Raw genomic sequence first — 23,718 nt, forward strand, 5'->3', positions numbered from 1 at the left:
ATTTGCGCACCATGGTCAGCGCGCCGGCGCTGTCGCCCGCCACTATCGCCAAGCCCGACCTGATCAGCGTCGAGCAGGCCAAGGCGATGGACGTCGCCCGCATGACCGATCTGTTCAAGGCGCATCTCAACCCCGGCCAGCTGCATTTCATGAAGCTGCTCGGCTTCCACAAGATCAAGATCGAGCGCGCCGAAGGCATGTTCTACATCGACCAGAACGGCCGCAAGATCCTCGATTTCTTCGGTGGCTTCGGTTCGCTGGCCTTCGGCCACAACCATCCGCGCATTCTGGAAGCACGCAAGAAGTTCCAGGAGGAGAAGCGCCAGGAAATCGCCATCGCCTTCATGTCGCAATATGCGGCGGCACTTGCGCACAACATCGCCAAATGCTCGCCCGGCGATCTCGACATGGTGTTTCTGGGTTCGTCCGGCTCGGAAGCGATGGAAGCGGCGGTTAAGCTCGCCGAGCGCGCCGCCGGTCCGAAGCGACCGAAGATCGTCTATGCCGAGAATTCCTTCCACGGCAAGACCAAGGGCGTGCTGGGTATCACCGACGGCCAGCTCTACCGGGCCGACTTCAAGGTGGCCGAAAACACGGTCCGCATCCCGTTTGCCGACATCGAGGCGGTCGAGCGCCTGTTCCGTTCCGACCCGGAGGTCGGCGTCATCGTGCTGGAAACCATCCAGGGCGGCGGCGGCATCATCCAGGCGCCTGCCGAATATTGGCAGAAGCTGCGCGCGTTGTGCGACCAGTATGGCGTGCTGTGGGTCGCCGACGAAGTGCAGTGCGGCTACGGCCGTTCGGGCCGATTCTACGCCTTCGAGCATTACGGCGTCATTCCCGATGTAACCGCGCTGGCCAAGTCGCTTGGCGCCGGCAAGGCGGCGGTGGGAGCCATGATCGCGCGGCGCGAGGTCTACATGAAGGCCTATGGCACGCCGAAAACGGCGATGATCCATGCCATGGCCACCTTCGGCGGCATGGGCGAGGCCTGCGTCACCTCGATCGAGGGGCTCAACGTGCTCTACGACGAGGGGCTGATCGACAATGCCGCCGTCACCGGCGACTATTTGCTGCAGCGCCTGCAGACGCTCAGGGAAAAGTACCCGAAGATCATCAAGGATGTGCGCGGCAAGGGTTTTATGGTCGGCCTGGAGTTCCACGACTTCTCGCAGACCTTGCCGATGGTGCTGCGGCCGATCGTCAGCGTGCTCGACGACAAGCTGAAGGGCTCGCTGTCGGGCTTTGTCGGGGCGCTGCTTTTGCGCGACTACGACGTGCTGGTCGCCTTCACCGAATACAACCGCAACGTCATCCGGCTGGAGCCGCCGTTGATCTGCCAGCGCGAGCATGTCGACCGCTTCGTCAATGCCTTCGACAGCCTGCTGTCGCGCGGCATCGTGGGAATCGTGAAGGACTTCGTCAAAAGCCAAGTCCGTTAGAAACGAAGCTCGCCGAGTTCGACAATGCTGACCAGGTCGCCCGCACCAGACAACCTACTCGACCGGCTCACCGGGGCCGGCCTGGCGTGGGGCGAGGGGACTTATGCGCGGCTGGCGGCACCGATCGGCGCGGCGGCCTTTGCCCTCTATATCCTTTTTACGGGGTTCACGGCATGGGTGATGCCCGACGCCAACTGGGACATGCTGCCCTATCTCGCTATATCGGAGGAAGGCACCTATCCCGATGCGCAGGCGCTGCATGACTACGCCTACAACACCGTCAAATCAGGCGTTTCAGCTGGCGACTACAAGGCGCTGACCGATGATGGCGGCGGCTTCCGCAGCCACATGGCGGAGAATGCCGCCGACTTCCACTCGCTGCTCGGCATGTACCGGATCAAATTCCTCTATGCCGAGATCCTGTCGACACTGAGCGCGGTGATGTCGCCGGTCGAGGCGATGCGGCTGGTGCAGGTGTTTTCGGTGCTGCTGTTCGGCGCGATCACGCTGCTCTGGCTGCGCTCGGAAAAGGCACTGGCTTTAGCGCCGGCGGTCGGCGCGGTGCTGATCATGGCCGATTTCGGCGATGCGGCGCGTGCCTCGACGCCGGATCTGCTCACATCGGCGCTGTTGCTTGGCGGGCTCTATGCCTATGTTCGCGGCCGCGAGATGGCGACCGCGATCCTGCTCTTCCTCGCTTTCATGGTGCGGCCGGACAATATTGTTTTCCTTGCAATTTTCGCTGTGCTGCTGGTCGCGTACCGGCAGTGGACATGGGGCGCGCTGGCCGGTTTCGCGGCTTCTTTCGTCGCCTATTTCGCCATCTCGCACTGGGCCCATCATCCCGGCTGGTGGCCGCATCTGTGGTTCTCCAGCATCGAGCAGCACTACAATATGGATGGGTTCGAGCCGCCATTCTCGGTCACGGCCTATCTCAGGGCGTTTGCTACCTCGCTGCTGCGCGCCGTCAGCCTGAACAGCTGGGTCGGCGTGTCGGTGTTGGCACTGGCCGGCTGGTTTGCCGCCGCCCGCGCGGGCTTCCGCCTCGATCGCCGCGCCGGCATCCTGTTTGCGGCGCTGGTGCTCGGTGCGCTGGCGAAGTTCACCGTCTTCCCGATCCACGACACCCGGATCTATTTCCCCCATCTGATCCCGCCATTCCTGCTGCTGGCGACGCCGTTCATGGCGCTGTGGGCAGCCGTAGCTCGCGGCCAGAATCGCGCTGCCATGCAAATCATTCCCGGAGACAAGTCATGAGTTCGCTATCCAGCCTGGCGCGCGTTGCCTTGTCGCTTGGTCTTCCCAAGGGCGTTCTCGATCGCGGCCCGTCGCTGCGCGGCACGAAATTCCTGGCCAAGGCGGCGCTGAAGGCGCGCTTCGGTGGGGCAGGGCGACCGTTCCAGATGGTCAATGTCGGCGCCTGCGACGGCGCGCTGTTCGACGATGTGACACCGTGGCTACACCGGATTCCCGGTGCACGGGCCATGCTTGTCGAGCCGATCCCGTACAACCAGGAGAGACTGCGCGCCAATTATCCCGACACCGGCCGGTTCATCATCGAGCCGGTGGCGGTGACAAAGACCAGGGGGACGATCACCGTCCATACCTTCGATGCCGCCGCGCTCGAGGCCGGCACGCTGCCGATCGAATTCATCGGCTGCTCGTCGGTTACCGACACCAATCTGATGTCGGGCAAGAATGCCTGGGGCGAGGCCGACGCCAACTTCAACAAGTTCGCGCCGCATCTCAGGGACATCGAGGTGCCATCCGAGACCTTGCAGACGCTGCTCGACCGCAACGGCATCACCCATATCGACGCCTTCCTCGTCGATTGCGAGGGCGCCGACTGGATCGTCTTCGAACAGCTTGACCTCAAGCGCTACCGCCCCGGCATGATCAAGGTCGAGGTCGGCGCGCTGCCGGCAGCCGAGATCGGCCAGGTCGTGGTCAAGCTCAAGACGGCAGGCTATCAGGTGGGGTTCCAGGCCGAGGATGTCTGGGCCTTCGCCTGAGTTAGCCCACCGAAAAGCGAACCGTCCCGGCGCCCGGTGTGAAGCATTCTGCCGTCTGGTCGCTCGGCTTTTTGCCAATGTCGCAAACAGGCTTCAATCCTGCTGCCGCTCCGCCCTATAGTCCGCCCGCAAAACGCTTTGGAGTCGCGGGCAATGGCAGAGTTTCCGAAAAAGGCGAAGGTCGTCATCATTGGCCTCGGCGGTATTGTCGGCGCATCGATAGCCCATCACCTGATCGAGCGCGGATGGGATGACATTGTCGGCATCGACAAGTCGGGCATCCCGACCGACATCGGCTCGACGGCACACGCCTCCGACTTCTGCTACACGACCAGCCACGATTTCCTGTCCTGCTGGACGACGCTCTACTCCATCGATTTCTACGAGAAGATGGGCCATTACGCGCGTATCGGCGGCCTCGAGGTCGCGCGTGTCGGCGATGACAGCCGCATGGAGGAGATCAAGCGCAAGATCGCCTCGGCCAAGGCGTTTGGCACGCGCGCCCGCCTGATCGAGCCGGCCGAGATCAAGGAAAAATTTCCGCTGATCGAAGAAGCGATTGTGCAGGGCGGCCTGTGGGATCCTGATGCCGGCTTGGTCATCCCGCGCTCGCAGACGGTCGCCGGCAAGCTGGTCGACCAGGCGGAAGCGTCGGGCAAGCTCAAATCCTTCGCCAACACATCGGCCCGGTCGCTTGTCGTCAAGGACGGCCGCATATCAGGCGTGATGACGGACCGCGGCACCATCGAGGCCGACTATGTCGTCGTCTGCGCCGGGATCTGGGGCCGGCTGATCGCGGAAATGGTGGGCGAAGACCTGCCGGTCATGCCGATCGACCATCCGCTGACCTTCTTCGGCCCCTACAACGAGTTCGCCGGCACCGGCAAGGAGATCGGCTGGCCGCTGCTACGCGACCAGGGCAATTCGGCCTATATGCGCGACACCGGCGATCCCAAGACCGCCGAGGGCGGGCAGATCGAATGGGGCTATTACGAAGAGACCAACCCGCGCCTTTGCCATCCACGCGACCTCTTGGAGAAGGACCAGGCGCGGCTTTCACCCTCGCAGCGCGACCTCGACATGGAACAGATCCTGGCCCCGCTCGAACGCGCCATGGAGTTGACGCCGATCCTCGGCGAACTCGGCTACAACGAGAGCCATTCCTTCAACGGGCTTCTCCAGGTGACGGCCGATGGCGGCCCGTCCATGGGCGAAAGCCAGAAGGTGCGGGGCCTGTGGTATGCCGTCGCCATCTGGGTCAAGGATGGTCCCGGTATGGGCAAGCTCATCGCCGATTGGATGACCGACGGCCGCACGGAAATCGACCACCACGCTATCGACTATGCGCGCTTCTATCCGCACCAGACCAAGGAGCAGTTCATCTGGGATCGCTGCACCGAGACGGCGATGAAGGTCTACAATCCGGCGGTGCATCCGCGCGAGCCGTTCTCCAAGGCCCGCAACATCAGGCGTTCGCCGTTCTGGGAGCGCGAGAAGGAGCTCGGCGGCTATTTCATGGAGCTGGGCGGCTGGGAGCGCGCGCATGGTTATGCCGCCAACGAGCACCTTTTGGAGAAGTATGGCAACCGGGTGCCGGTGCGCGCAAACGAGTGGGACAACCGCCATTTCTGGCGCGTGTCCAATGCCGAACATCTCGCGATGAGCGAGGATTGCGGCATCGTCAACCTGTCGCACTTCGCCATGTACGATATCGAAGGTCCGGACCATGTCGCGCTGCTGGAATGGCTGTGCGCGGCCAAGATCGGCGGCGACAACAACATCGGCAAGGGCATCTACACCCACTTCCTCGACGAGGAAGGCATGGTGCGGGCCGACTTTACCGTCATCCGCATGGCCGACCGCTGTCGTTTGATCGACGGGGCGGATGCCGGCCCGCGCGACTTCCAGTACATGCGCCGCACGGCGCAGGACAAAGGCTTTGATGTCATCATCACCGATGTGACCGAGAAGTATGTCACCATCGGCATCTGGGGTCCGAACGCCCGGGCGACCCTGCAGAAGGAGGTCGAGAATCCTGATGGGTTGTCGCATGAGAATTTCCCCTTCGCGACGATCAAGCCAGTCAGGATCGGCGGCAAGGACGTCACCGCTTTCCGCATCTCCTATGTCGGCGAGCAGGGCTGGGAACTGCATATGCGCTACGAGGACGGTCTCGCTGTCTGGGACGCGCTGCGCTCGACCGGCGTGATGCCTTTCGGCGTCGAGACCTATGCCAACACGCGCCGCATGGAAAAGAGCCTGCGCCTACAGAACGCCGACCTTCTGACCGAATACAATCTGCTCGAGGCGGATCTCGCTCGTCCAAAGGTCAAGGAGAACGATTTCTGCGGTAAGGCCAAGCACGTCGAATACCGCGCCCGCCAGCACCAGCCGGCCATGCTTTGCACGCTGGTGATGACCGAAAACGTCGATGCGAAAGGCGTTGCCCGTTATCCGGTCGGCACGATGCCGGTGATGGACCCGAAGACCGGCGAGACGCTGGTCGACGAACTCGGCCGGCGGTCCTTCACCACCTCGATGGCCTACGGTCCGACCATCGGCAAGAACATCGGTCTCGCCTACCTGCCGTGGGCGTACGCCCAGGAAGGCCGCAAGCTCACGATCGAGTATTTCGGTGAGACCTATCCGGTCGAAGTGGCGGCCGTCGGCTACAAGCCGCTCTATGATCCGGAGAATTTGAAGCCGCGCAGCTGATTGCGCGCCGGCGCAAAGGGCATGAAGGCAAAAGCCTGGCCGTCGGCTTTTCTCTTTTTAAACAGGCTGTTTTCGCTTAGCCTTGCGGCATGTCTGCTTTTGCCTGCGCAAGACATTTCCTTTCATGCTGCGCCGCGCTGGCGCTGACGCTTTGGCTGACGCCAGTATCCCTCGCGGACGTGCCGGTCGACGTCGAGTTGGTGCTGGCCGTCGATGTCTCGCTGTCGATGTCTCCGGACGAACTCGAGATCCAGCGTCACGGCTACGCAGCGGCACTGACACACGACAATGTGCTTCAGGCCATTGCCGACGGTGCTTATGGCAAGATCGCCGTCACCTATGTCGAATGGGCCGGCACCAGCTGGCAGCGCGTCATCGTGCCGTGGACAGTAATCGCCAGCCGCACCGACGCGGAGCGCGTGGTTGCGCAATTGTCGGCGCAACCGCCCAACAGCGCGCGGCGCACCTCGATCTCCGGAGCGCTGGAGTTCGGCAACGACCTGTTCGCCGAAAGCGGCTACCAGGGCACGAAGCGGGTCATCGACATTTCGGGCGACGGCCCCAACAACCAGGGTGCGCCGGTCAATCTGACCCGCGACGATCTAATCAAGCAAGGCATCGTCATCAACGGCCTGCCGCTGATGACGCGAGGCGGTTTTTCGGGCGCCTATGACGTCAATAATCTCGATCGCTACTACAGCGACTGCGTCATCGGTGGTCCCGGAGCCTTCATGATCCCGGTCAATGACTGGACGCAGTTTCCCGAAGCCATCCGTCGCAAGCTGGTGCTGGAACTCGCCGGCCCGGCCTCGCCGCAATGGGCGGCGGAAGAAGCCGCGCATCCGCCGGTGATATTGGCGCAGGAGAGATCCACCACCGACTGTCTGGTCGGCGAGAAAATGTGGCGGAACCGCAGCTGGATGTTCGACAGCCGCTAAAGCTCTTCCCGTTGAGCGTGATCTTTGGCCAAACCGGCTCCATTCTTGCCCGCTGCCCATCTGTTCGGGCTTACGCTCCAGGCTTGCCTCCGCGACCGAAGCAGTGGCAAACTGGGCAGCGCGCGTGACCCAGCCAGGAGCGCGGCCGAACCGAGGAAACACCGATGAGACATCTTGCCATCCTGACCGCAGTCGCGTCCGTGCTTTATGCCGACGTCGCCAGCGCCCAATACAACGACCAGGCTGCCTGCATCATGTTCGAGAACGGGAATTTTCGCGGGCGGTCCATCGGCATGGGTGCTGAGGACTCCGTGAATTTTCGTGGCGGCCAGTTCTGGAATGACCGTGTGTCGTCGGTGATCGTTCGCCGCGGCTGCACGCTCGTGGCCTATGAGGATTCTCGGATGGGCGGCCGCTCGATCGAGATCACGCGCAGGATCCGCAATTTGGGCGGCAGTGACTGGAACGACCGTATCTCCTCGGCGGAATGCACCTGCGACGACTACTGAGGTTCAGGCGGCGCGGCGGAGCGCAGAACGGTTGCGTATCGGATCAGGCCGCCAGCAGCTGCTTGCGGTCGACGCGCTCCTGCTGCGGTGAGCGGGCGTAGAGCTCGCGGTAACATTTGGAGAAATGCGAGGCCGAGACGAAGCCGCAGGCGACCGCCACCTCGACCACCGGCATCGAGGACTGGATCAAGAGATGCCTGGCGCGGTCGAGCCGGATTTCCAGATAGTAGCGGGCAGGGGAGCGGCCCATCTCGGTGCGGAACAGCCGCTCGATCTGGCGGCGCGACAGGTCGACATGGTCGGCGATCTCGATCAGTGACAGCGGCTCCGACAGATTGCCCTCCATCAGTTCGATGATGGTCAGCACTTTCGAGTTCTGGACGCCGAGGCGGGCGCGTAGCGGCAGGCGCTGGCGGTCGGTGGGGCTGCGCACGCGGTCGGTCAGCACCTGCTCACAGACGCGGTTGACGAGGTTCTCGTCAAAGTCGTCGCCGATCAGCTTTAGCATCATGTCGAGTGCGGCGGTGCCGCCGGCGCAGGTGTAGATGTTCTGGTCGATCTCGAAGAGGTCGGCAAAGACATTGGCCTTCGGGAACGCCTCGGAAAAGCCCGGCAGGTTCTCCCAGTGGATGGCGCAGCGCTTGTTGGACAGCAGGCCGGCGGCGGCGAGGATATGCGCGCCGGTGCACAAGCCGCCGACCGCGACGCCGCGATTGTATTCCTCGCGCAGCCAGGCGAAGGCGGACTTGTTCTGGTAGCGCTCGACATTGATGCCGCTGCAGACGATGGCCATGTTCGGCCGGTCGGGGCCTGCCATCTTCTTGCGCTCATCCTCGAGCGAGGTGTTGACCGCGCATTCGACCCCGTTCGAGGCGCGCACCGGCTTGCCGTCGATGCTGGCGAGGCGCCAGCGATAGGCCTCGTAGCCGAGCATGCGATTGGCCGAGCGCAGCGGGTCGAGCGCGGTCGCAAAAGCGATCATGGTGAAATCGGGAATAAGGAAGAATACAAACGATCGCTTGATCGGATGCTTTACGGCGTTCAAGGGAACCTCACAGCCATGGCGCGAACAGGATGTCGCGAATAGCATAGCGACATCAGGAAAAACCATGTCTGTCAATCGGCTACGCCGCTACGACAAGATTAAATTTGCGACATGGGTCGCAAATGGGCAATCGGCGTGCAGCCAGCCCTGGAAGTGGCACCAACTGTTCAAGGGACGGGCAACGTACGGCCTGCGCGCAGCACAAAAACGCCGCCTTGGCTGGAGCCAGGCGGCGTTACGGTTTTAAAGCAGCGGCAGGGATGCGCTGCCTCTAAAAATCTTCAGGCGACGAAGCCAAGGCGCGCCGCATTCATGGCGCCGGTCTGGCCGGGCATGGTGTTGGCAAGACGCTGACGCTCGAGAGCGGTGGTCAGGTTCATTTCGCGGCGGGCAAAGAGGCGTGCAAAAAGCTTCATAATCATCTCCATTTGTTGCTCAGACGGGTCGCCTTCGCTTGATGGAGTGGGGCAGCTCGTTTGCTGGCGCTGATATAGGTTTGTGTAAGCAGAAACTAAATCGCAAAAGCGAAGCGCTTGATATGAAATGCGACATCGATTGCGACAGATTTGGGCAAGGTGCCCAAAATTTACGATTGTTTACAAGGCATTAATTGGAAGCAGGAGCTGCTATGCGGCTTTCTCATATGCGTCATGCGCCGGCGACATGGCTCCAAAAACTCATTTGAATACAAATGAAACAGAGAAGGCCTGCCGGGCGGGCTGCGCGGCAGGCCTTCAGCACATGGTACACACGATCTACTTTGCTCCAGCCCAGGATCCGATGCCATTGCGAGTACCGGTCTTGGTGTCGGACGCTTCAGGCCAGCCGATATCCTTCTGCAGTTCGATCGGCAGGGAGCGGATGGCGCGCTCGGTCTGATAGCGGGCGCGGGCCGCGCTGAATTCGGTCGCGATGCGACCGAGGGACGACAGGATAGACATTTCATTCTCCTTTGGTGGCGAGTTGGTTACGTCGGGTCTGTTTCAACTTCATTTCGTGTCGAATGCAGGTCTGTGTCGGGGTCGTTTCATGGCTGCTTGTGGCAGCAACCTGCCTCGATGGAGTTGACTATCCTCCCAATCTGATGTTCAATCAAACGAAATGGAATGATGCTTTGTATCAGAAAAATTGAAGGTCGGTTCCCATGAACGCCCCGCTCAATCATCCGCTGCCGCTGCTCGATCTCGACGTTTTGCGCACTTTCGTCGCGATTGCCGAGACCGGCAGCTTTACCACCGCAGCCAATGCCGTCTACCGCACGCCGTCGGCCGTCTCCATGCAGATCAAGAAGCTGGAGGATATTCTCGGCCGCTCGGTGTTCGCCCGCGACGCCCGTTCGGTGTCGCTGACCACGGACGGCGAAATGCTGCTCGGCTATGCCCGCCGGCTGCTGTCGATCAACCGCGAGGTGGTGTCGAAGTTCATCATTCCCGAGATTGTCGGTGTGGTGCGACTTGGTTCGCCGGACGATTACGGCGAGCGCGTGCTGCCGCATGTGCTGAAGCGTTTTGCGCAGTCGCATCCGTCGATCGCCGTTGACGTCACCATCGACCAGAGCAGCAATTTGCGCCGGCGCATGGACGACCGGGCGCTCGACATCACGCTGTTGACCAATTCCTACAAGACCAGCGCGCTCGGCGCCGAGGTGCTGCTGACCGAGCCGATCGTCTGGGCCGGCGCCAAGGGCGGCTGCGCGCATCTGCGCGAGCCGTTGCCGGTGTCGCTTTGGGAAGAGGGCTGCGCCTGGCGCGCCGGAGCGCTCGATGCGCTTGGCCGGGAGGGCCGCAACTACCGCATCGCCTATATGAGTGCGCACACGGCCGGCCAGCGCGCCGCGATCATGTCCGATCTCGCCGTGGCGCCGTTGCCGAAGTCGTTCCTCGGCAATGACATGGTCGAACTCTGCCCGAAGGACGGCATGCCCGACATTGGGACCTACAATCTGGCGATGGTGGTGGCGCCGGACGCCAGCGCCCCGGTCAAGGCCGTTGCCGACCACATTCGCGCGACTTTCGAAGTCTTCCGGGAAACCGGCAAGTTCTGACCGGCTGGTAAGGATGATAATATAGAGCTACTCCGCCGCTTCGGCGGGGCGCTCTTCAGTCCTTATTCTCGTGTCTTGCACGATCCGGCTCTCCCCGAGAAATTCGACGATGCGCTCGCGGGCGCGCCGCGCTTCCGGCATGTCGATCAGCGGCCAGACGTGGAACATGCCTTCCTCATAGACAAGATCGATTTCAACGCCGGCGGCGCGGGCTTTTTCGGCGAAGATCAGATTGTCGGGAGTCAAAAGATCGCGCGAGCCGGTCAAAAGCAGTGTTCTTGGCAGCACTGACAGATCTCCATAGACCGGGCTGATATGCCAGTCGCTGGGATCGATGCCGGCACTGTACAGACGAATTGCCTCTCGTCCGCCAGCTATGCCCAGCCAAGGGTCGTTGCGTTCCGCCTCGAACACTGCGGGATTGGTAAGCGACACGTCAAGACCCGGCGAAATGAGCACATGCCGCGACGGCAGGGACAGTCCTTCTTCGGCGGCCATCATGGTCAGGACCACAGCCATATTGCCGCCGGCGGAATCGCCCATGAAGACGATGTCTTCGGCCTCCGTCTCGGCGAGCATCTGCCGGTAGACATCGCCAACCATTCCGAACATGGCATGGAAATCGTGTTCGGGGGCGATTGGATAGATCGGCACCGTGATTGCGTAGCCCAATCGATCCGCCATGTCGGCGATCAGGTGCCAATGATAGGGCGTGATTTCAAAGACATAGGCGCCGCCGTGCAAGTAGAGAATCCGCTTCTGCTCGTCGGCTCTGGGGGCGATTTCGTAGACAGGAAAGCCGTCCACGGTATGTGTCTGGATGTCGAGACGCTGATACAGCGAGGCGGGCGGCCGGTGGTTCTCGGTCTTGCGCGCGGCCGCGATCCAGCGCTGCAGATTTTCCGGACTGGCAAATGCCTGCTTACGGCTGTGCCGCAGGACAAAAGACACGACATGGCTTTTCAAGCTTGGCATGCGGATACACGAACTTCGGCCAAAGCCGACTAAGAGAACCCCCTAAATTGGAAGATCGTGCCGTGGCTGAAAATGTCAAGATTTACGCCCGTGTCTACACGGCGGTGTGATCCGCGCCGTGGTGGTCAGCGACGCGGTAAAAGTGCGGCACGCAGCCGGTTGCTCGTCGCCGGGGACATGCGAGATCCCTGGCGCATGCCGAGCAATTTGCATTTGTCGGCGAAGGTCATCAGCGTGCGGCGCTCCAGATGGTGTTGATGAGCGCTGCCTTTTCGCTGGATCGCGGCGATACCGGCCAACCAATATCCTTCTGGATTTCAGGCGGCAGACTGTTCAGCAGGCGCCGCGCCTTGCTGCGGTCGTGAGCATTCTTGATGGCCGTGCCATAGCGGCCGAGGCTTTCGAGCATTGACATCGTTGTCTCCCTGGAGCGTTGCGGCGGCTGAAAGATATTTCCTGCCTGCCGTTCGATGCCGGTTGAATGCGCCTGCCATGTATCTGGCCAATTTCACGAAAACAGCGTTTTTGTTTCCGGATCAAGCGATGCGGAAACATTTGCATGCAAACGAGTTTGGAAAGACGGCGGCTCGAGCGCGGCCGCCTATTCCCGGCCGCGCCGCCGCCCCTCGTGGCCTTCGCGCGAACGCCGGCGCGGGGTGGCGTCACCGACGACGCCGTCCTCGCTGACCGTCTTGCGCGGCGGCAATTTCACCGCCGCCGACAGCTTCGGGAACGGATCGACCTTGTTGGGCAGCGCCATGGCGTAGACGAAATGCTCCTGGAATTTCGGTTCCAGCGCCGTCTCGATCTTCTCGATCTTGCTGACCGTGTCCTCGATCTCGCGGCGATAGCCGCGATTGAGCAGCGCCATACGGGCGCCGGCACCGGCGGCGTTGCCGACGGCCGAGACCTTGTCGAGGTCGCAATCCGGGATCAGGCCGAGCACCATGGCGTATTTCGGATCGATGAAGGAGCCGAAGGCGCCGGCGAAATGAATGCGGTCGACATGCTCGGTATTCTGCTTTTCCATCAACAGCTTGGTGCCGGCATAAAGCGCTGCCTTGGCAAGCTGGATGGCGCGCACGTCGGTCTGGGTGATGGTGATCTTCGGCCCATCTTCCGTCAATGCGGCGGAGCCTTCCTTCAGCACATAGGAGAAGGTGCGGCCGTTGGCGGTGACGCGCGGCGAGCGGGCCGAAAGTCCGCCGTCGATGACGCCGTCTTCGGAAATGATGCCGGCGAGATACATCTCCGCCACCACTTCGATGATGCCGGAACCGCAGATGCCGGTGACGCCGGTTGCCTGGACGCTTTCCAGGAAGCCCGGCTCGTCGGACCACAGCTCAGAGCCGATGACGCGGTATTTCGGCTCCAGCGTATCGGGATCGATGCGCACGCGCTCGATGGCGCCGGGTGCTGCCCGCTGGCCGCCGGAGATTTCGGCACCCTCGAAGGCAGGGCCGGTGGGCGAGGAGGCCGCAACCACCCGCTGGCGATTGCCGAGTACGATCTCTGCATTGGTGCCGACATCGACGATCAGCATCATCTCGTCCTGGCGATGCGGGCCTTCCGACAGCGTCACCGCCGCCGCGTCCGCTCCGACATGGCCGGCGATGCAAGGCAGCATGTAGAGCCTGGCGCCCTGGTTGAGCTTCAGGCCGATGTCGGATGCCTTGATGTGCACCGCACCTGAGACGGCCAGAGCAAAGGGCGCGCCGCCAAGCTCGGTCGGATCGATGCCGAGGAACAGATGATGCATGATCGGATTGCCGACGAAGACGCTGTCCAGGATGTCGTTGCGCTGCACATTGCCTTCGGCGCAGACCTTGTCGACGAGACCCGAGATCGCCTCACGCACGGCGACCGTCATGCCTTCGCGGCCGTCCGGGTTCATCATCACATAGGAGACGCGACTCATCAGATCCTCGCCGAAGCGGATCTGCGGGTTCGACGTACCCGACGAGGCTGCGACGCGGCCCGACAGCAGCGACACCAGATGCATGGCAATGGTGGTCGAGCCGATGTCGCAAGCCAGCCCATAGGCTTCGTTCTTGAGGCCGGGCCACAGCGCCACGACGCGCGCTGTCTCGCTGTCGGCATCCTTGTAGATGGCGGCGGTCGCGGTCCAGTTGCCCTTGCGCAGGATGCCTTGCACCTGCGGCAGCAGATAAAAATCGAAATCGAGGCTTTTCAGGCCCCAATCGTGCATCAGCGCGATCTTCAGGCGGTCGAGATCGCCCAGCGGCTTGTGCATGTCGGGTTCTTCGATCTCGACATAGCACATGCGGATCGCCGCATCGCGGGCGATCACTCTCGTGTCGGCATCCTTGCGGATGGTCTGCGCGTTGATAACCGTGTCCTGCGGCACGTCGATGACGAGGTCGCCGAGGATCTGCGCCGAGCAGGAGAGGCGGCGCCGTTCGGGCAGGCCGCGGACGCGCTCATAGCGCTCTTCCTTGGCGCCCTTGGGCGTAATGTGGTCGTTGGAGGAGGTGATCTTGTGCTTGGCAAAATTGCCTTCCTGCACCTCGATCTGGCAGCGCCCACAGGTGGCACGTCCGCCACACACACTTTCGACATAGACGCCGAGCTGGCGCGCGGCATCGAGCACGGGCGTTCCGACTGGAAAACGCCCGCGCTTGCCGGACGGCATGAACAGCACGAGCGGATCGGTGATGTTGGCAGGTGAATTCACGATTGCGCGCTTATCCTCGGCCCATCCGGGCTTCACGGCCGCCACGGCGGCGACCGCCATTGTTGGCGCCGTCGCCCGGCGCGTTGACTTGCGTCGGGGCGGCGACCGCCTGGCCGCCTTCGGCCGGCTTGTAGTCCTTGTAGGTGCGGATCCAGTTGGTGCAGTTCTCGTCGGTGCCGTTCAGCACATTGGCGCCGCGCACGGCTTCCATTTCCTGCGGACGCACCGGGTTCATGATGGCTGATGTCATTCCGGCGCCGATCACCATCGGGATGAAGGCGGCGTTGATGCCGTGGCGGTGCGGCAGGCCGAACGAGATGTTGGACAGGCCGCAGGTTGTGTTGACCTTGAGCTCCTCGCGCAGGCGGCGCAGCAGCGCGAACACCTGGCGACCGGCGTCGCCGAGCGCGCCGATCGGCATCACCAGCGGGTCGACGACGACGTCATGCGCCGGAATGCCGAAATCGGCGCAGCGCTGCACGATCTTCTTGGCGACGGCAAAGCGCACGTCCGGGTCCATCGAAATACCGGTCTCGTCGTTGGAGATGGCGACGACAGGCACGTTGTACTTCTTGACCAGCGGCAGGATGGCTTCGAGCTTTTCTTCCTCGCCGGTGACGGAGTTGACCAGCGGGCGGCCCTTGGCAACCTTCAGTGCGGCTTCGATCGCGGCGGTGACGGAACTGTCGATCGACAGCGGCAGATCGACCAGCCCTTGCACGATCTCCAGCGTCTGCACCAAAAGGCCGGGTTCGGTCTCGTTCGGATTGACCGAGGTGACGCCGGCGTTGACGTCGAGCATGGTGGCGCCGCAGGCTGCCTGCTCCAATGCGTCCCTGATGACGGTCTCGAAATTGCCCGCGATCATCTCGGCGGCCAGCTTCTTGCGGCCGGTCGGGTTGATGCGTTCACCGATCACGCAGAACGGCTGGTCGAAGCCGATGATGATTTCTCGTGTCGCCGAAGCGACGATGGTACGGGTCATGAATTCTCTCCGCCGTGATATAAAGATTTCTTTATATCGTTGTCTGTTTTCGTTCAAGCGAATGGGTGGCCGTCCGCGCCGTCAGTGCGCAGTCTTCACCATGTCCACCTGCGTTTCGGTGATGTCGTCGTGCAAGATGCTGTCGAGCCGGTCGGCGACAAGCTGATCGTCGCGGCGGATCTCACGTTTCCATGGCTGGCGGCCCTTCAGCACGCCCGATTCATCGACGATCTCGGCAACATATTCTTCCTGCCGGTAGGCCATCACGTGAACGCCGGAAACGCCGGATATTTCCTTCACCTCGTTGATGATGTCGATGCAGAGCTGCTTGCCTTCCTTTTTCTGGTCCTGGGCGCCTTCCAGCCGCTTGATGACAGAATCGGGAATATGGATGCCCGGCACGTTCGAGCGGATCCATTTGGCCGTCTTGGCCGAGGCGAGCGGGCCGACGCCGACCAGGATGAAGCATTTTTCGGTGTAGCCGAGGTCGCGCACCTTCTGCATGTAGGTGCGGAACATCGGCACGTCGAAGCAATACTGGCTCTGTACGAATTGCGCGCCGGCGGCGATCTTCTTGCCCAGCCGATGCGGACGGAAATCGATCGGCGGCGCGAACGGATTGATCGCGGCACCCAGGAAAAGCTGCGGCGGCGTCGTCAGCTTGCGGCCGGACAGGAACTTGCCGTTGTCGCGCATGATGCGGCAGGTTTCCAGGAGGGACATGCAGTCGAGGTCGAACACCGGCTTGGCGCCGGGCTGGTCGCCGGCCTGCACGCCGTCGCCGGTCAGGCACAGCATGTTGGCGACGCCCATGGCGGCACCACCCAGCACGTCGCCCTGGATGGCGATCCGGTTCTTGTCGCGGCAGGCGATCTGCATGATCGGTGCATAGCCCATGCGGGTCAAAAGCGCACAGATGCCGACCGACGACATGTGGCAATTGGCGCCCGATGCGTCGACGGCGTTGATGGCGTCGACCCAGCCGTCGAAAATCTTCGCCCGGTTGTAAACGTCCTCGGGATCGGCACTATCGGGTGGGTTGAGCTCCGTCGTCACCGCGAACTCGCCGCGCCGCAGTACGCGCTCCAGCCGACCGCGCGAGGTGTGGCCGGGCAGGGGTTCGAGCGGCAGGTGGATGCCGGCCGGGTTCTCGTCGCGCTGGCGGCCGATCATGCCGACGCTCCGGTGTTGGCCGTCTCATTCTTGGCGGCAGCGGCCGCTTCGCGCGCGGTGGCCGCCTGTGCGGTCACCCGCAGCCAGGCCGAGGTTTCGCGCAGCGACTGGTCGACCGGCTTCTGTACAGTCAGGATCCTGTCGCTGTGCACCATGTTCTGCGAGCCTTCCCAGGCCTTGACCCAGACGCAGGGCATATCGGGCTCGACCTCGCAATTGCCGTTGGCGCGGACGCCGCCGCAAGGGCCGTTGCGCAATTGCTTGGGGCAGTTCATCGGGCAAGACATGCCGGTCGACGACAAGATGCACTGGCCGCACATGCGGCAGTCGAACATGAAGCCCTTGACGCGCTTCTCGACAAATTTGATCGGTCCTTCGACGCGGCCGTAGCCTATGCCCTTCCACAGCGGATGGAGGAGCAGGAACATATCGGCGAATTTGGCGTAGAACCATTCGAGCAGGCGCGAATGCCTGATCGACCAAAGCCGGACCGCAAAGGAACGCTGCACGCGCCGCTGCGGCGACACGTCGGCCGGTTTGTAGTCGGATTTCGGCGCTGCCTTCTTGACCAGAGTGGCCTGGGTAACTGGCTGGACAACCCTCTGGCCATCCTTGGCAGGAATGGTTTCAGACATTTTCTTTGCCGCCCGCCTTGACCAGCGCGACCAGCCGCTCACGGTCATATTTCGTGTCGATGTCCTGAAAAGCCTTCTCGACCTCGGCCTCGAGGTCGTCGCCGACCGGAATGGGATCGGCCTTGCGCCATTCGGCCAGATAGTCGTCGGTGCCGCCGGCGCCGGTGCGCATGGCGCACATGTCGATCGCCTCGGTGAAGCGCAGCGGCAGTTCACGCTTGGCGTTCTGCCGGCCCTTCTTGACGATGATCTGGGCGGGAATATCGCGCCAGTAGACGACGATCAGGTCGGCCATGAATTCTCACTCCTCGAAGTATCGAGCATTGCCGCAAGCGCAGTGGGGCCGCTTGTTATGGGACGACGCGCGCGCATTCAAAAGCGACGCATTTCAATGTCGTAAAATGAAAGGTGCGTTTATTCGTTTGCGGCGTCCGCCGGCAGCAGGCTCGACGCGTCGGAAAAGCTGGCGCGCGGCATGCCGTCCGGGACGAAAAACGCGCTACCAGATGCCGGTTCTGAGGCCCGTCCAGACGTAGAACCAGATCGTCGGATGATACCACAGTTTCGAAGGCAGGCCGGGATCGATCGTCGTGAGTTTTCCAGCCAGAGCATCGCTGACCGCCTCGACGCAGATGTCGCGCGAGAACGCCGTCTGGCGTAGCGCGTGACTTGAGATGGTGTCGCCTTTTTTCGATCTGCCGCGCGCTTGCTTCAGCACGCCACCAGTGTCGACGCCAGCGTCGACGAGGTGGACAGTCGTGCCGAAATTCTGCGCATCGCCTGATACCAGAGCCCAATAGCCGCCATTCATGCCGCGATATTTCGGCGTGATGCCCGCATGGTAGTTGAGCACCGGGCAGGGCATTTTGCTCAACATCTCAGCCGAGATTAGTCGGCAACCGTTGAGCAGCACAACGCCTGGCCGGATCTTCTGGATCGCCTGCAGGCACTCAAGCCCATTGGCCGAGGCTACCTGGATGATCTCCTGGCCTGGTCGCGGCTCAACCTCCAGCTGCTCCTCGGCAATCAATCGCGCGCTATGGCCGGCCAGGAATCGCTTGCCCAACCTGCTCAGCACCATCGTGCCAAGCTGGCCCATGGCGGAGATCCAGCCCTGGCGGCGAGCCCGGCCGCGCAGCAATTGCTTTTTGGATTCAGGGGTTTCGAGGACGACGCTGACAGGACCAACGCGATCGGCGATTGCATTGATCATAGCCCAGACATGCTGGCCGCCTCCGGTGACGACCACGATCGGACGTGTACTGGATCTTCCTGCTGCCATGGATCCTGCCCCCTCCAAGCAACCCGTTCTCGACAATGGACGGGATGCTAGGGTGTCCGGGTTAATCCTTGGTGATCATCTCATCGATACACCGTCAGCGCTTGAATTCGATGATATCGAGCTTCGATTCGTAGTAGGGCGCCGGGAATTCGATGCGCCATTCCTTGGCGCCATTGCGGAAGGCGTAGCCGACCTGGTCGCTTTGCGGGCCGCTGCCATAGGGCTTTGCCGGATCATCGTTGACATAAAAGGAGCCGAGATAGATCGCGCGTTTCTCGCCATCGTCGAAGAAGCGGCCCTTGGTGCGCTGCGAGCCGCTGATCTTTTCCAGCCGCCAGCCGGAACCGTCATCGGTCACCTTGCACTTGAACCAGCCATAGATGACGAGCGGCAAAGGTCCGCCGGCCTTGATCGTGCGGCACTGCCATTTGCCGGTCAGGTCCTTGTCGGAAAAAGCCACCAGCGGCTTTGCCAGCAGGGCATCGAGTTGCTTGACCTCGGACGGGTTGCCTGCCTTCGCCTCGGCAAGGGCTGCCTTGCGGGTCTCGCCATATTTGTCGAGCCGCGTCTTGTCGGCTGGGGTGATGAGTTTCTGCACCTGCCCATCGGCGAGCGCGGGGAGAGTGCAGCAGAGCAGGCCGACAAGGGCGAGCAGCGGGCGAAGTGTCATCGGAGGCCTCCCGGTTGATGTCTGGGACAGCGCCGCTGCCACCTGGTGCATAACTTATCGGGTCGCTGGCGCCTGTCATCCGTGCTTAACAGCGTCACGTTCAAAAATCATGGTGTGACGAATGCGAATCTTGCTCACGGGATCGTCGGGTTGGCTGGGCGGCGCGCTGGCGCCGCGTCTGCGCGCGCTTGGGCACGACGTCATCGGGCTCGATCCCATGCCATCGGTGGAGACCCACATCGTCGGCTCGATCGCCGACCGTGACCTTGTCTTGCACACGGTCCGCGGCAACCGGATCGAGGCGATCATCCATAGCGGCGCGCTGCACAAGCCCAACATCGAAAACCGCGCCAACAGCGATTTCGTCGCCACCAATGTGCAAGGCACGCTGAACCTGCTCGACGCGGCGGTGGCGGCCGGCGTGCAGCGCTTCGTCTTCACGTCGACGACCTCGCTGATGATTTCGCAAGCGATACGCGACGGGTTCAGCGGCGGTGCTCGGAAAGCTGCCTGGCTGACGGAGGCGATGTCGCCCGAGCCGCGCAACATCTACGGCGTCACCAAGCTTTCGGCCGAGCATCTCTGCCGTCTCTATCATATCCAGCATGGGCTGCCGGTGGTGGTGCTGCGAACGGCCCGCTTCTTCCCCGAAGCCGACGACATGGCGCATGCGATCGAACAATCGGACGCCAACACCAAGGCCAACGAGCTGTTGTTTCGCCGGTTGACAGTGGAAGACGCGGCCGATGCCCACATCCTTGCTCTCGAAAAGGCGCCGCAGCTGGGCTTTGACATTTTCATCGTCTCGGCACTGACGCCGTTCCACCCGGATGATTGCGCGGCCTTGATCGCCGATGCTCCGTCGGTCGTCGCGCGCTATTTTCCGGATTTTCCAGCACTTTACGCGCGAAGGGGCTGGACGATGTTTTCCTCCATCGACCGCGTCTATGACGCGTCGCGGGCGAGGGACAGGCTGGGTTTCGTCTGCAAGACGGGCTTTGCCGATGTGCTTGCGGCGCTGCGGGCGGAAGAGGGGCTGCCTAGCTCGTGACGGCAGCCGCCTGCGCCATTCCGGCCGTCAGGTCGCCATAGCCGGTGGCGCGGCGTTCGTAGACGAGACCGAGCATTTGGGCGGCCTTTTCGGCGACCTTGTCGAGCTCCGGATCATTGGTCTGGGCCAGATAGATCAGCTTCTCATAGTTGCCGAAATAGTCCTTGATCAGCTCCGGGTGCTTGTCGAGGCCGAGCGGCTTCATGAAGAAAGCGTCGAACTGCCGGCAGAGGAAATCCGTCATGTAGAACGACATCATGTCGTCGTCGGCGATTTTCGCGTAGGCATCCATGCCCTGGTAGAAGGCAAAGCAGTGCGGGCCGGCCATGCGCTCGACGCCATGCTTCTCGCAGATGCGGTCGAGCAGGCCGCCGGTGCCGCAATCGGCATAGCCGACGAAGATGTTGGTGTAGCCTTCAGCCTTGGCCTTTTCGATTGCCTTGTCCATGGCCGGAGCGATGCGGTCCGGATAGAAATGGAATTCCGCCGGCAGGCAGGTCAGGTCGAGGTGATCCAGTCCGAGCTGTTCCTTGACGGCCAGAACTTCGCGCGCAATCATCCCGCAGGCGATAACGAGCAGCCTGTCGTCTTGATTCGGTTTCGTTTTTTGCGTCTTGGCCATGGAACCCGTCGAGCCGGCCTTCGTTGCTGTGGCGCTAATTTATCTATTGAGGGAGACACCGTCCATGAAACTGCTACGCATCACGCCGATTGCCATCCTTGCCTGCGCCTTGGCCCTTGCGGCTTGCGCGAACACCGTCCGTGGCGTCGGCAGGGACGTCAAATCGACTGCCAAGGCGGTCGAAGACACCGTCACCAAGCCCTGATCCGCGCGGCCTTCTCCATCATCTGGGAACAAAAAAGCCGCGCTGCAAGGCGCGGCTTTCTCATTGTCCGTGCCGAATGGGCCAATCAGGCCGAAGCGCGCACATTGTGCTTGCGCTTCATGTAGTCCTTGGCGGTCTCGACCGCCACCGCCGCGTCACGGCAATAAGCGTCGGCGCCGACGGCCTTGCCGAATTCCTCGTTCAGCGGCGCGCCGCCGACCAGCACGACATAGTCGTCGCGGATGCCCTTTTCCTTCATCGTGTCGATGACGACCTTCATGTAAGGCATGGTCGTGGTCAGCAGTGCCGACATGCCGATGATGTCGGGCTGATGCTGCTCGATCGCATCGAGATATTTCTCGACCGCATTGTTGATGCCGAGATCGATGACGTCGAAGCCGGCACCCTCCATCATCATGCCGACGAGGTTCTTGCCGATGTCGTGGATGTCGCCCTTGACGGTGCCGATGACCATCTTGCCCTGCTTGGGCGCGCCGGTGGCGGCGAGCAGCGGGCGCAGGATGAACATGCCGGCCTTCATCGCGTTGGCCGAAAGCAGCACTTCGGGAACGAACAGGATGCCGTCGCGAAAATCCTCGCCGACGATGCGCATGCCTTCGACCAGCGCTTCCGTCAGCACTTTATAGGGCACCCAGCCGCGCTCGAGCAGGATGTTGGTGCCTTCCTCTATCTCTTCCTTCAGCCCGTCATAGAGATCGTCGTGCATCTGCTGCACCAACTCGTCGTCGGAAAGTTCGGAAAGGATGATCTCGTCGTCGGACATTTGTATCGAGCTCCTGCCGGCATCGCGACCATGTCGCAAGGCACACATCTTCGCGTTCATTACCTAACCCGCTGAGGGCATGTAGCCATAGCTGATTTGCGACTTCCCGCAAAAGGAAAGCGACCGTAACTCTCTTGGAATTCTTGTCGATTTTGCGACAGGCGTTGGCGCTGGCGGGCCGTTTCGAATAGGGTGCATGGCTACGATCTGGCAAGAAGCGGCGAGGCAGCCGCTATGGATTCCAGATAAGAACAGATTCAGGGAAGAACCACCATGAGCGAACACGCGGCAGTCGATCAGGAAGCGTCCAATGCGCGACGTGGGCGCGGCGCCAGCGGCGGTGCTGCTGCGCGGCGGGCAGCACGTTCCGGCGGCGGTCCGGGCACGCAGCTCACCTACATCAAACGCAAGATCAACGTTTACGAGGTGCTGGACGAGGAAGGCCTGGCGCTGATCGAGAAGAACACCGACACGGTGCTCGAAGAGATCGGCATCATCTTCCGCGACGATGCGGAAGCGTTGCAACTGTGGAAAGAGGCCGGCGCCGACGTCAAGGGCGAGCGCGTGCACTTTCCGAAGGGTCTGTGCCGTTCGCTGCTGAAGACTGCGCCGTCCGTCTACACCCAGCACGCCCGCAATTCCGAGCGCTCGGTGCAGATCGGCGGCAATGCCACCGTTTTCGCGCCGGTCTACGGTCCGCCCTTCGTGCGTGACCTCGATGGCGTCAGGCGTTACGCGACGATCGAGGATTTCCAGAATTTCGTAAAACTCGCCTATATGGCGCCGTCGATCCACCATTCGGGCGGCACGGTGTGCGAGCCGGTCGACGTGCCGGTCAACAAGCGCCACCTCGACATGATCTACAGCCACATCAAATATTCCGACAAGCCGTTCATGGGCTCGGTGACCGCACCGGAACGCGCCGAAGACACCGTAGCCATGGCCAAGATCGTGTTCGGCGACGATTTCGTCGAGAACAACACGGTGCTGACCAGCCTGATCAACGCCAACTCGCCGATGGTGTTCGACGAGACCATGCTCGGCGCGCTGAAAGTCTATGCGCGCCACAACCAGGCCTGCATCGTCACGCCGTTCATCCTTGCCGGCGCAATGAGCCCGGTGACGGTTGCCGGCACGCTGACGCAGGTTCTGGCCGAAGTGCTGGCCGGCGCGTCGTTCACGCAACTGATCCGGCCGGGCGCGCCGGTGCTGTTCGGCACCTTCGCCTCGTCGATCTCGATGCAGTCGGGCGCGCCGACCTTCGGCACGCCGGAGCCGTCACTGGTTTCCTATGGCGCCGCACAGCTGGCCCGCCGTCTTGGCCTGCCGTTCCGCACCGGCGGTTCGCTCTGCGCGTCGAAGGTTCCGGATGCTCAAGCGGCTTATGAGAGCGCCAACACGCTGAACTCGACCATCCTGGCCGGCACCAATTTCGTGCTGCACTCGGCCGGCTGGCTCGAGGGCGGGCTGGCCTCCTGCTATGAAAAATTCATGATGGACATCGACCAGCTCGGCATGACGCAGAAATTCTCCGAGGGCGTCGATCTGTCGGAAAACGGCCAGGCGATGGACGCCATCCGCCAGGTCGGACCGGGCAGCCACTATCTCGGCTGCGACCACACCCAGGCGAATTTCCAGACAGCGTTCTACCGCTCCAACATCGCCGACAACAATTCCTATGAGCAGTGGCTGGCTGAGGGCGAGAAGACAGCGCCGCAGCGCGCCAACGAACTTGCCCGTCGCTGGCTGGAGGCTTACGAGGCGCCGTATCTTGATCCGAGCATCGACGAAGCCCTGAAGGACTTCATCGCCAAGAAGAAGGGGTCGATGCCCGACGCCTTCACTTGAAAGGAGCCCGAATCAGGCGGGGCTAAAGTCGCCAACATCATCCACAAGGAAGTCTGGCGGAGCGCGTTCTCCGATCCGGTCAAGAAGG

Annotated in this window: 24 protein-coding genes; 10 read left to right on the forward strand and 14 right to left on the reverse strand. The window is 62.2% G+C overall.

From position 1 onward, the window contains the following. The first annotated feature begins 11 nt into the window (after positions 1-11). The 6 genes from EOA16_RS13100 (at position 12) to EOA16_RS13125 (ending at position 7,616) form a co-directional block, all read left to right on the forward strand. The gene (locus tag EOA16_RS13100; protein WP_206517337.1) at positions 12-1,442 is read left to right on the forward strand and encodes an aspartate aminotransferase family protein; all 1,431 of its coding nucleotides are present in this window, start codon (positions 12-14) and stop codon (positions 1,440-1,442) included. 24 nt (positions 1,443-1,466) lie between these two features. Then, on the forward strand, positions 1,467-2,699 hold the full coding sequence (locus EOA16_RS13105; protein ID WP_127258500.1) for a glycosyltransferase 87 family protein: 1,233 nt from the start codon (positions 1,467-1,469) through the stop codon (positions 2,697-2,699). After that, on the forward strand, positions 2,696-3,454 hold the full coding sequence (locus EOA16_RS13110) for an FkbM family methyltransferase (RefSeq protein ID WP_127258502.1): 759 nt from the start codon (positions 2,696-2,698) through the stop codon (positions 3,452-3,454). The genes EOA16_RS13105 and EOA16_RS13110 overlap by 4 nt, the downstream gene beginning before the upstream one ends. Positions 3,455-3,607: 153 nt before the next feature. Continuing rightward, positions 3,608-6,169, forward strand: a complete 2,562-nt coding sequence (locus tag EOA16_RS13115) for an FAD-dependent oxidoreductase (protein WP_127258504.1) — start codon at positions 3,608-3,610, stop codon at positions 6,167-6,169. 89 nt (positions 6,170-6,258) lie between these two features. Beyond that, positions 6,259-7,107 carry a DUF1194 domain-containing protein gene (locus EOA16_RS13120; RefSeq protein ID WP_127258506.1) on the forward strand — a complete coding sequence of 283 codons (849 nt, stop codon included), beginning with the start codon at positions 6,259-6,261 and terminating at the stop codon, positions 7,105-7,107. A gap of 164 nt (positions 7,108-7,271) precedes the next feature. Further along, on the forward strand, positions 7,272-7,616 hold the full coding sequence (locus tag EOA16_RS13125; RefSeq protein ID WP_127258507.1) for a peptidase inhibitor family I36 protein: 345 nt from the start codon (positions 7,272-7,274) through the stop codon (positions 7,614-7,616). A gap of 43 nt (positions 7,617-7,659) precedes the next feature. Here EOA16_RS13125 and EOA16_RS13130 read toward each other — a convergent pair whose 3' ends face one another. The 3 genes from EOA16_RS13130 to EOA16_RS13145 form a co-directional block, all read right to left on the reverse strand. Beyond that, positions 7,660-8,598, reverse strand: a complete 939-nt coding sequence (locus EOA16_RS13130; protein ID WP_348625597.1) for a GlxA family transcriptional regulator — start codon at positions 8,596-8,598, stop codon at positions 7,660-7,662. 344 nt (positions 8,599-8,942) lie between these two features. Beyond that, on the reverse strand, positions 8,943-9,077 hold the full coding sequence (locus tag EOA16_RS33510; RefSeq protein WP_013531161.1) for a hypothetical protein: 135 nt from the start codon (positions 9,075-9,077) through the stop codon (positions 8,943-8,945). A 339-nt stretch (positions 9,078-9,416) separates the two neighbouring features. Continuing rightward, positions 9,417-9,602, reverse strand: coding sequence for a hypothetical protein (locus EOA16_RS13145; protein WP_013531162.1), 186 nt, complete (start codon positions 9,600-9,602; stop codon positions 9,417-9,419). Between the two features lie 203 nt (positions 9,603-9,805). Here EOA16_RS13145 and EOA16_RS13150 point away from each other — a divergent pair, with 203 nt between their 5' ends. Next, a complete protein-coding gene (locus tag EOA16_RS13150) occupies positions 9,806-10,705 on the forward strand; it encodes a LysR substrate-binding domain-containing protein (protein WP_127258510.1) in 900 nt (299 codons plus the stop codon). A gap of 27 nt (positions 10,706-10,732) precedes the next feature. Here EOA16_RS13150 and EOA16_RS13155 read toward each other — a convergent pair whose 3' ends face one another. The 9 genes from EOA16_RS13155 to EOA16_RS13195 all read right to left on the reverse strand — a co-directional run bounded on the left by EOA16_RS13155 (position 10,733) and on the right by EOA16_RS13195 (position 19,120). Continuing rightward, the gene (locus EOA16_RS13155; protein WP_127258512.1) at positions 10,733-11,680 is read right to left on the reverse strand and encodes an alpha/beta hydrolase; all 948 of its coding nucleotides are present in this window, start codon (positions 11,678-11,680) and stop codon (positions 10,733-10,735) included. A 229-nt stretch (positions 11,681-11,909) separates the two neighbouring features. Continuing rightward, positions 11,910-12,095 carry a hypothetical protein gene (locus EOA16_RS13160; RefSeq protein WP_127258513.1) on the reverse strand — a complete coding sequence of 62 codons (186 nt, stop codon included), beginning with the start codon at positions 12,093-12,095 and terminating at the stop codon, positions 11,910-11,912. Between the two features lie 186 nt (positions 12,096-12,281). Then, positions 12,282-14,435, reverse strand: coding sequence for an ASKHA domain-containing protein (locus tag EOA16_RS13165; protein ID WP_127258515.1), 2,154 nt, complete (start codon positions 14,433-14,435; stop codon positions 12,282-12,284). After that, on the reverse strand, positions 14,386-15,360 hold the full coding sequence (locus tag EOA16_RS13170; protein WP_127258517.1) for a methyltetrahydrofolate cobalamin methyltransferase: 975 nt from the start codon (positions 15,358-15,360) through the stop codon (positions 14,386-14,388). The genes EOA16_RS13165 and EOA16_RS13170 overlap by 50 nt, the downstream gene beginning before the upstream one ends. 81 nt (positions 15,361-15,441) lie before the next feature. Then, positions 15,442-16,533: a methylenetetrahydrofolate reductase gene (locus EOA16_RS13175; protein ID WP_013531168.1), complete on the reverse strand. Its 1,092-nt coding sequence runs from the start codon at positions 16,531-16,533 to the stop codon at positions 15,442-15,444. Then, positions 16,530-17,168 (reverse strand): methylenetetrahydrofolate reductase C-terminal domain-containing protein, encoded by a 639-nt coding sequence (locus EOA16_RS13180; protein ID WP_127258519.1) that lies wholly within the window; start codon positions 17,166-17,168, stop codon positions 16,530-16,532. Before EOA16_RS13180 ends, EOA16_RS13175 begins: the two co-directional genes overlap by 4 nt. Then, positions 17,161-17,463: a virulence factor gene (locus tag EOA16_RS13185; protein ID WP_127258521.1), complete on the reverse strand. Its 303-nt coding sequence runs from the start codon at positions 17,461-17,463 to the stop codon at positions 17,161-17,163. Before EOA16_RS13185 ends, EOA16_RS13180 begins: the two co-directional genes overlap by 8 nt. Before the next feature lie 204 nt (positions 17,464-17,667). Beyond that, positions 17,668-18,450, reverse strand: a complete 783-nt coding sequence (locus EOA16_RS13190; protein ID WP_127258523.1) for a formyl transferase — start codon at positions 18,448-18,450, stop codon at positions 17,668-17,670. 94 nt (positions 18,451-18,544) lie between these two features. After that, a complete protein-coding gene (locus EOA16_RS13195) occupies positions 18,545-19,120 on the reverse strand; it encodes a DUF4893 domain-containing protein (protein WP_127258525.1) in 576 nt (191 codons plus the stop codon). A gap of 121 nt (positions 19,121-19,241) precedes the next feature. On the opposite strand from EOA16_RS13195, the gene EOA16_RS13200 reads away from it, so the two are divergent. Next, positions 19,242-20,171: an NAD(P)-dependent oxidoreductase gene (locus tag EOA16_RS13200; protein ID WP_127258527.1), complete on the forward strand. Its 930-nt coding sequence runs from the start codon at positions 19,242-19,244 to the stop codon at positions 20,169-20,171. Here the strand turns inward: EOA16_RS13200 and EOA16_RS13205 are convergent. Beyond that, on the reverse strand, positions 20,161-20,793 hold the full coding sequence (locus EOA16_RS13205; protein WP_127258529.1) for a DUF1638 domain-containing protein: 633 nt from the start codon (positions 20,791-20,793) through the stop codon (positions 20,161-20,163). The genes EOA16_RS13200 and EOA16_RS13205 overlap by 11 nt on opposite strands. Before the next feature lie 64 nt (positions 20,794-20,857). On the opposite strand from EOA16_RS13205, the gene EOA16_RS13210 reads away from it, so the two are divergent. Next, positions 20,858-20,998: an entericidin A/B family lipoprotein gene (locus EOA16_RS13210; protein WP_013531174.1), complete on the forward strand. Its 141-nt coding sequence runs from the start codon at positions 20,858-20,860 to the stop codon at positions 20,996-20,998. Positions 20,999-21,083: 85 nt separating this feature from the next. Here EOA16_RS13210 and EOA16_RS13215 read toward each other — a convergent pair whose 3' ends face one another. Beyond that, the gene (locus tag EOA16_RS13215; protein WP_126069400.1) at positions 21,084-21,782 is read right to left on the reverse strand and encodes a B12-binding domain-containing protein; all 699 of its coding nucleotides are present in this window, start codon (positions 21,780-21,782) and stop codon (positions 21,084-21,086) included. 273 nt (positions 21,783-22,055) lie between these two features. On the opposite strand from EOA16_RS13215, the gene EOA16_RS13220 reads away from it, so the two are divergent. Continuing rightward, positions 22,056-23,630: a trimethylamine methyltransferase family protein gene (locus tag EOA16_RS13220; protein ID WP_127258531.1), complete on the forward strand. Its 1,575-nt coding sequence runs from the start codon at positions 22,056-22,058 to the stop codon at positions 23,628-23,630. Positions 23,631-23,718 lie beyond the last annotated feature (88 nt).

The sequence above is a fragment of the Mesorhizobium sp. M7A.F.Ca.US.008.03.1.1 genome (assembly GCF_003997495.1).
Taxonomy (GTDB): Bacteria; Pseudomonadota; Alphaproteobacteria; order Rhizobiales; family Rhizobiaceae; genus Mesorhizobium.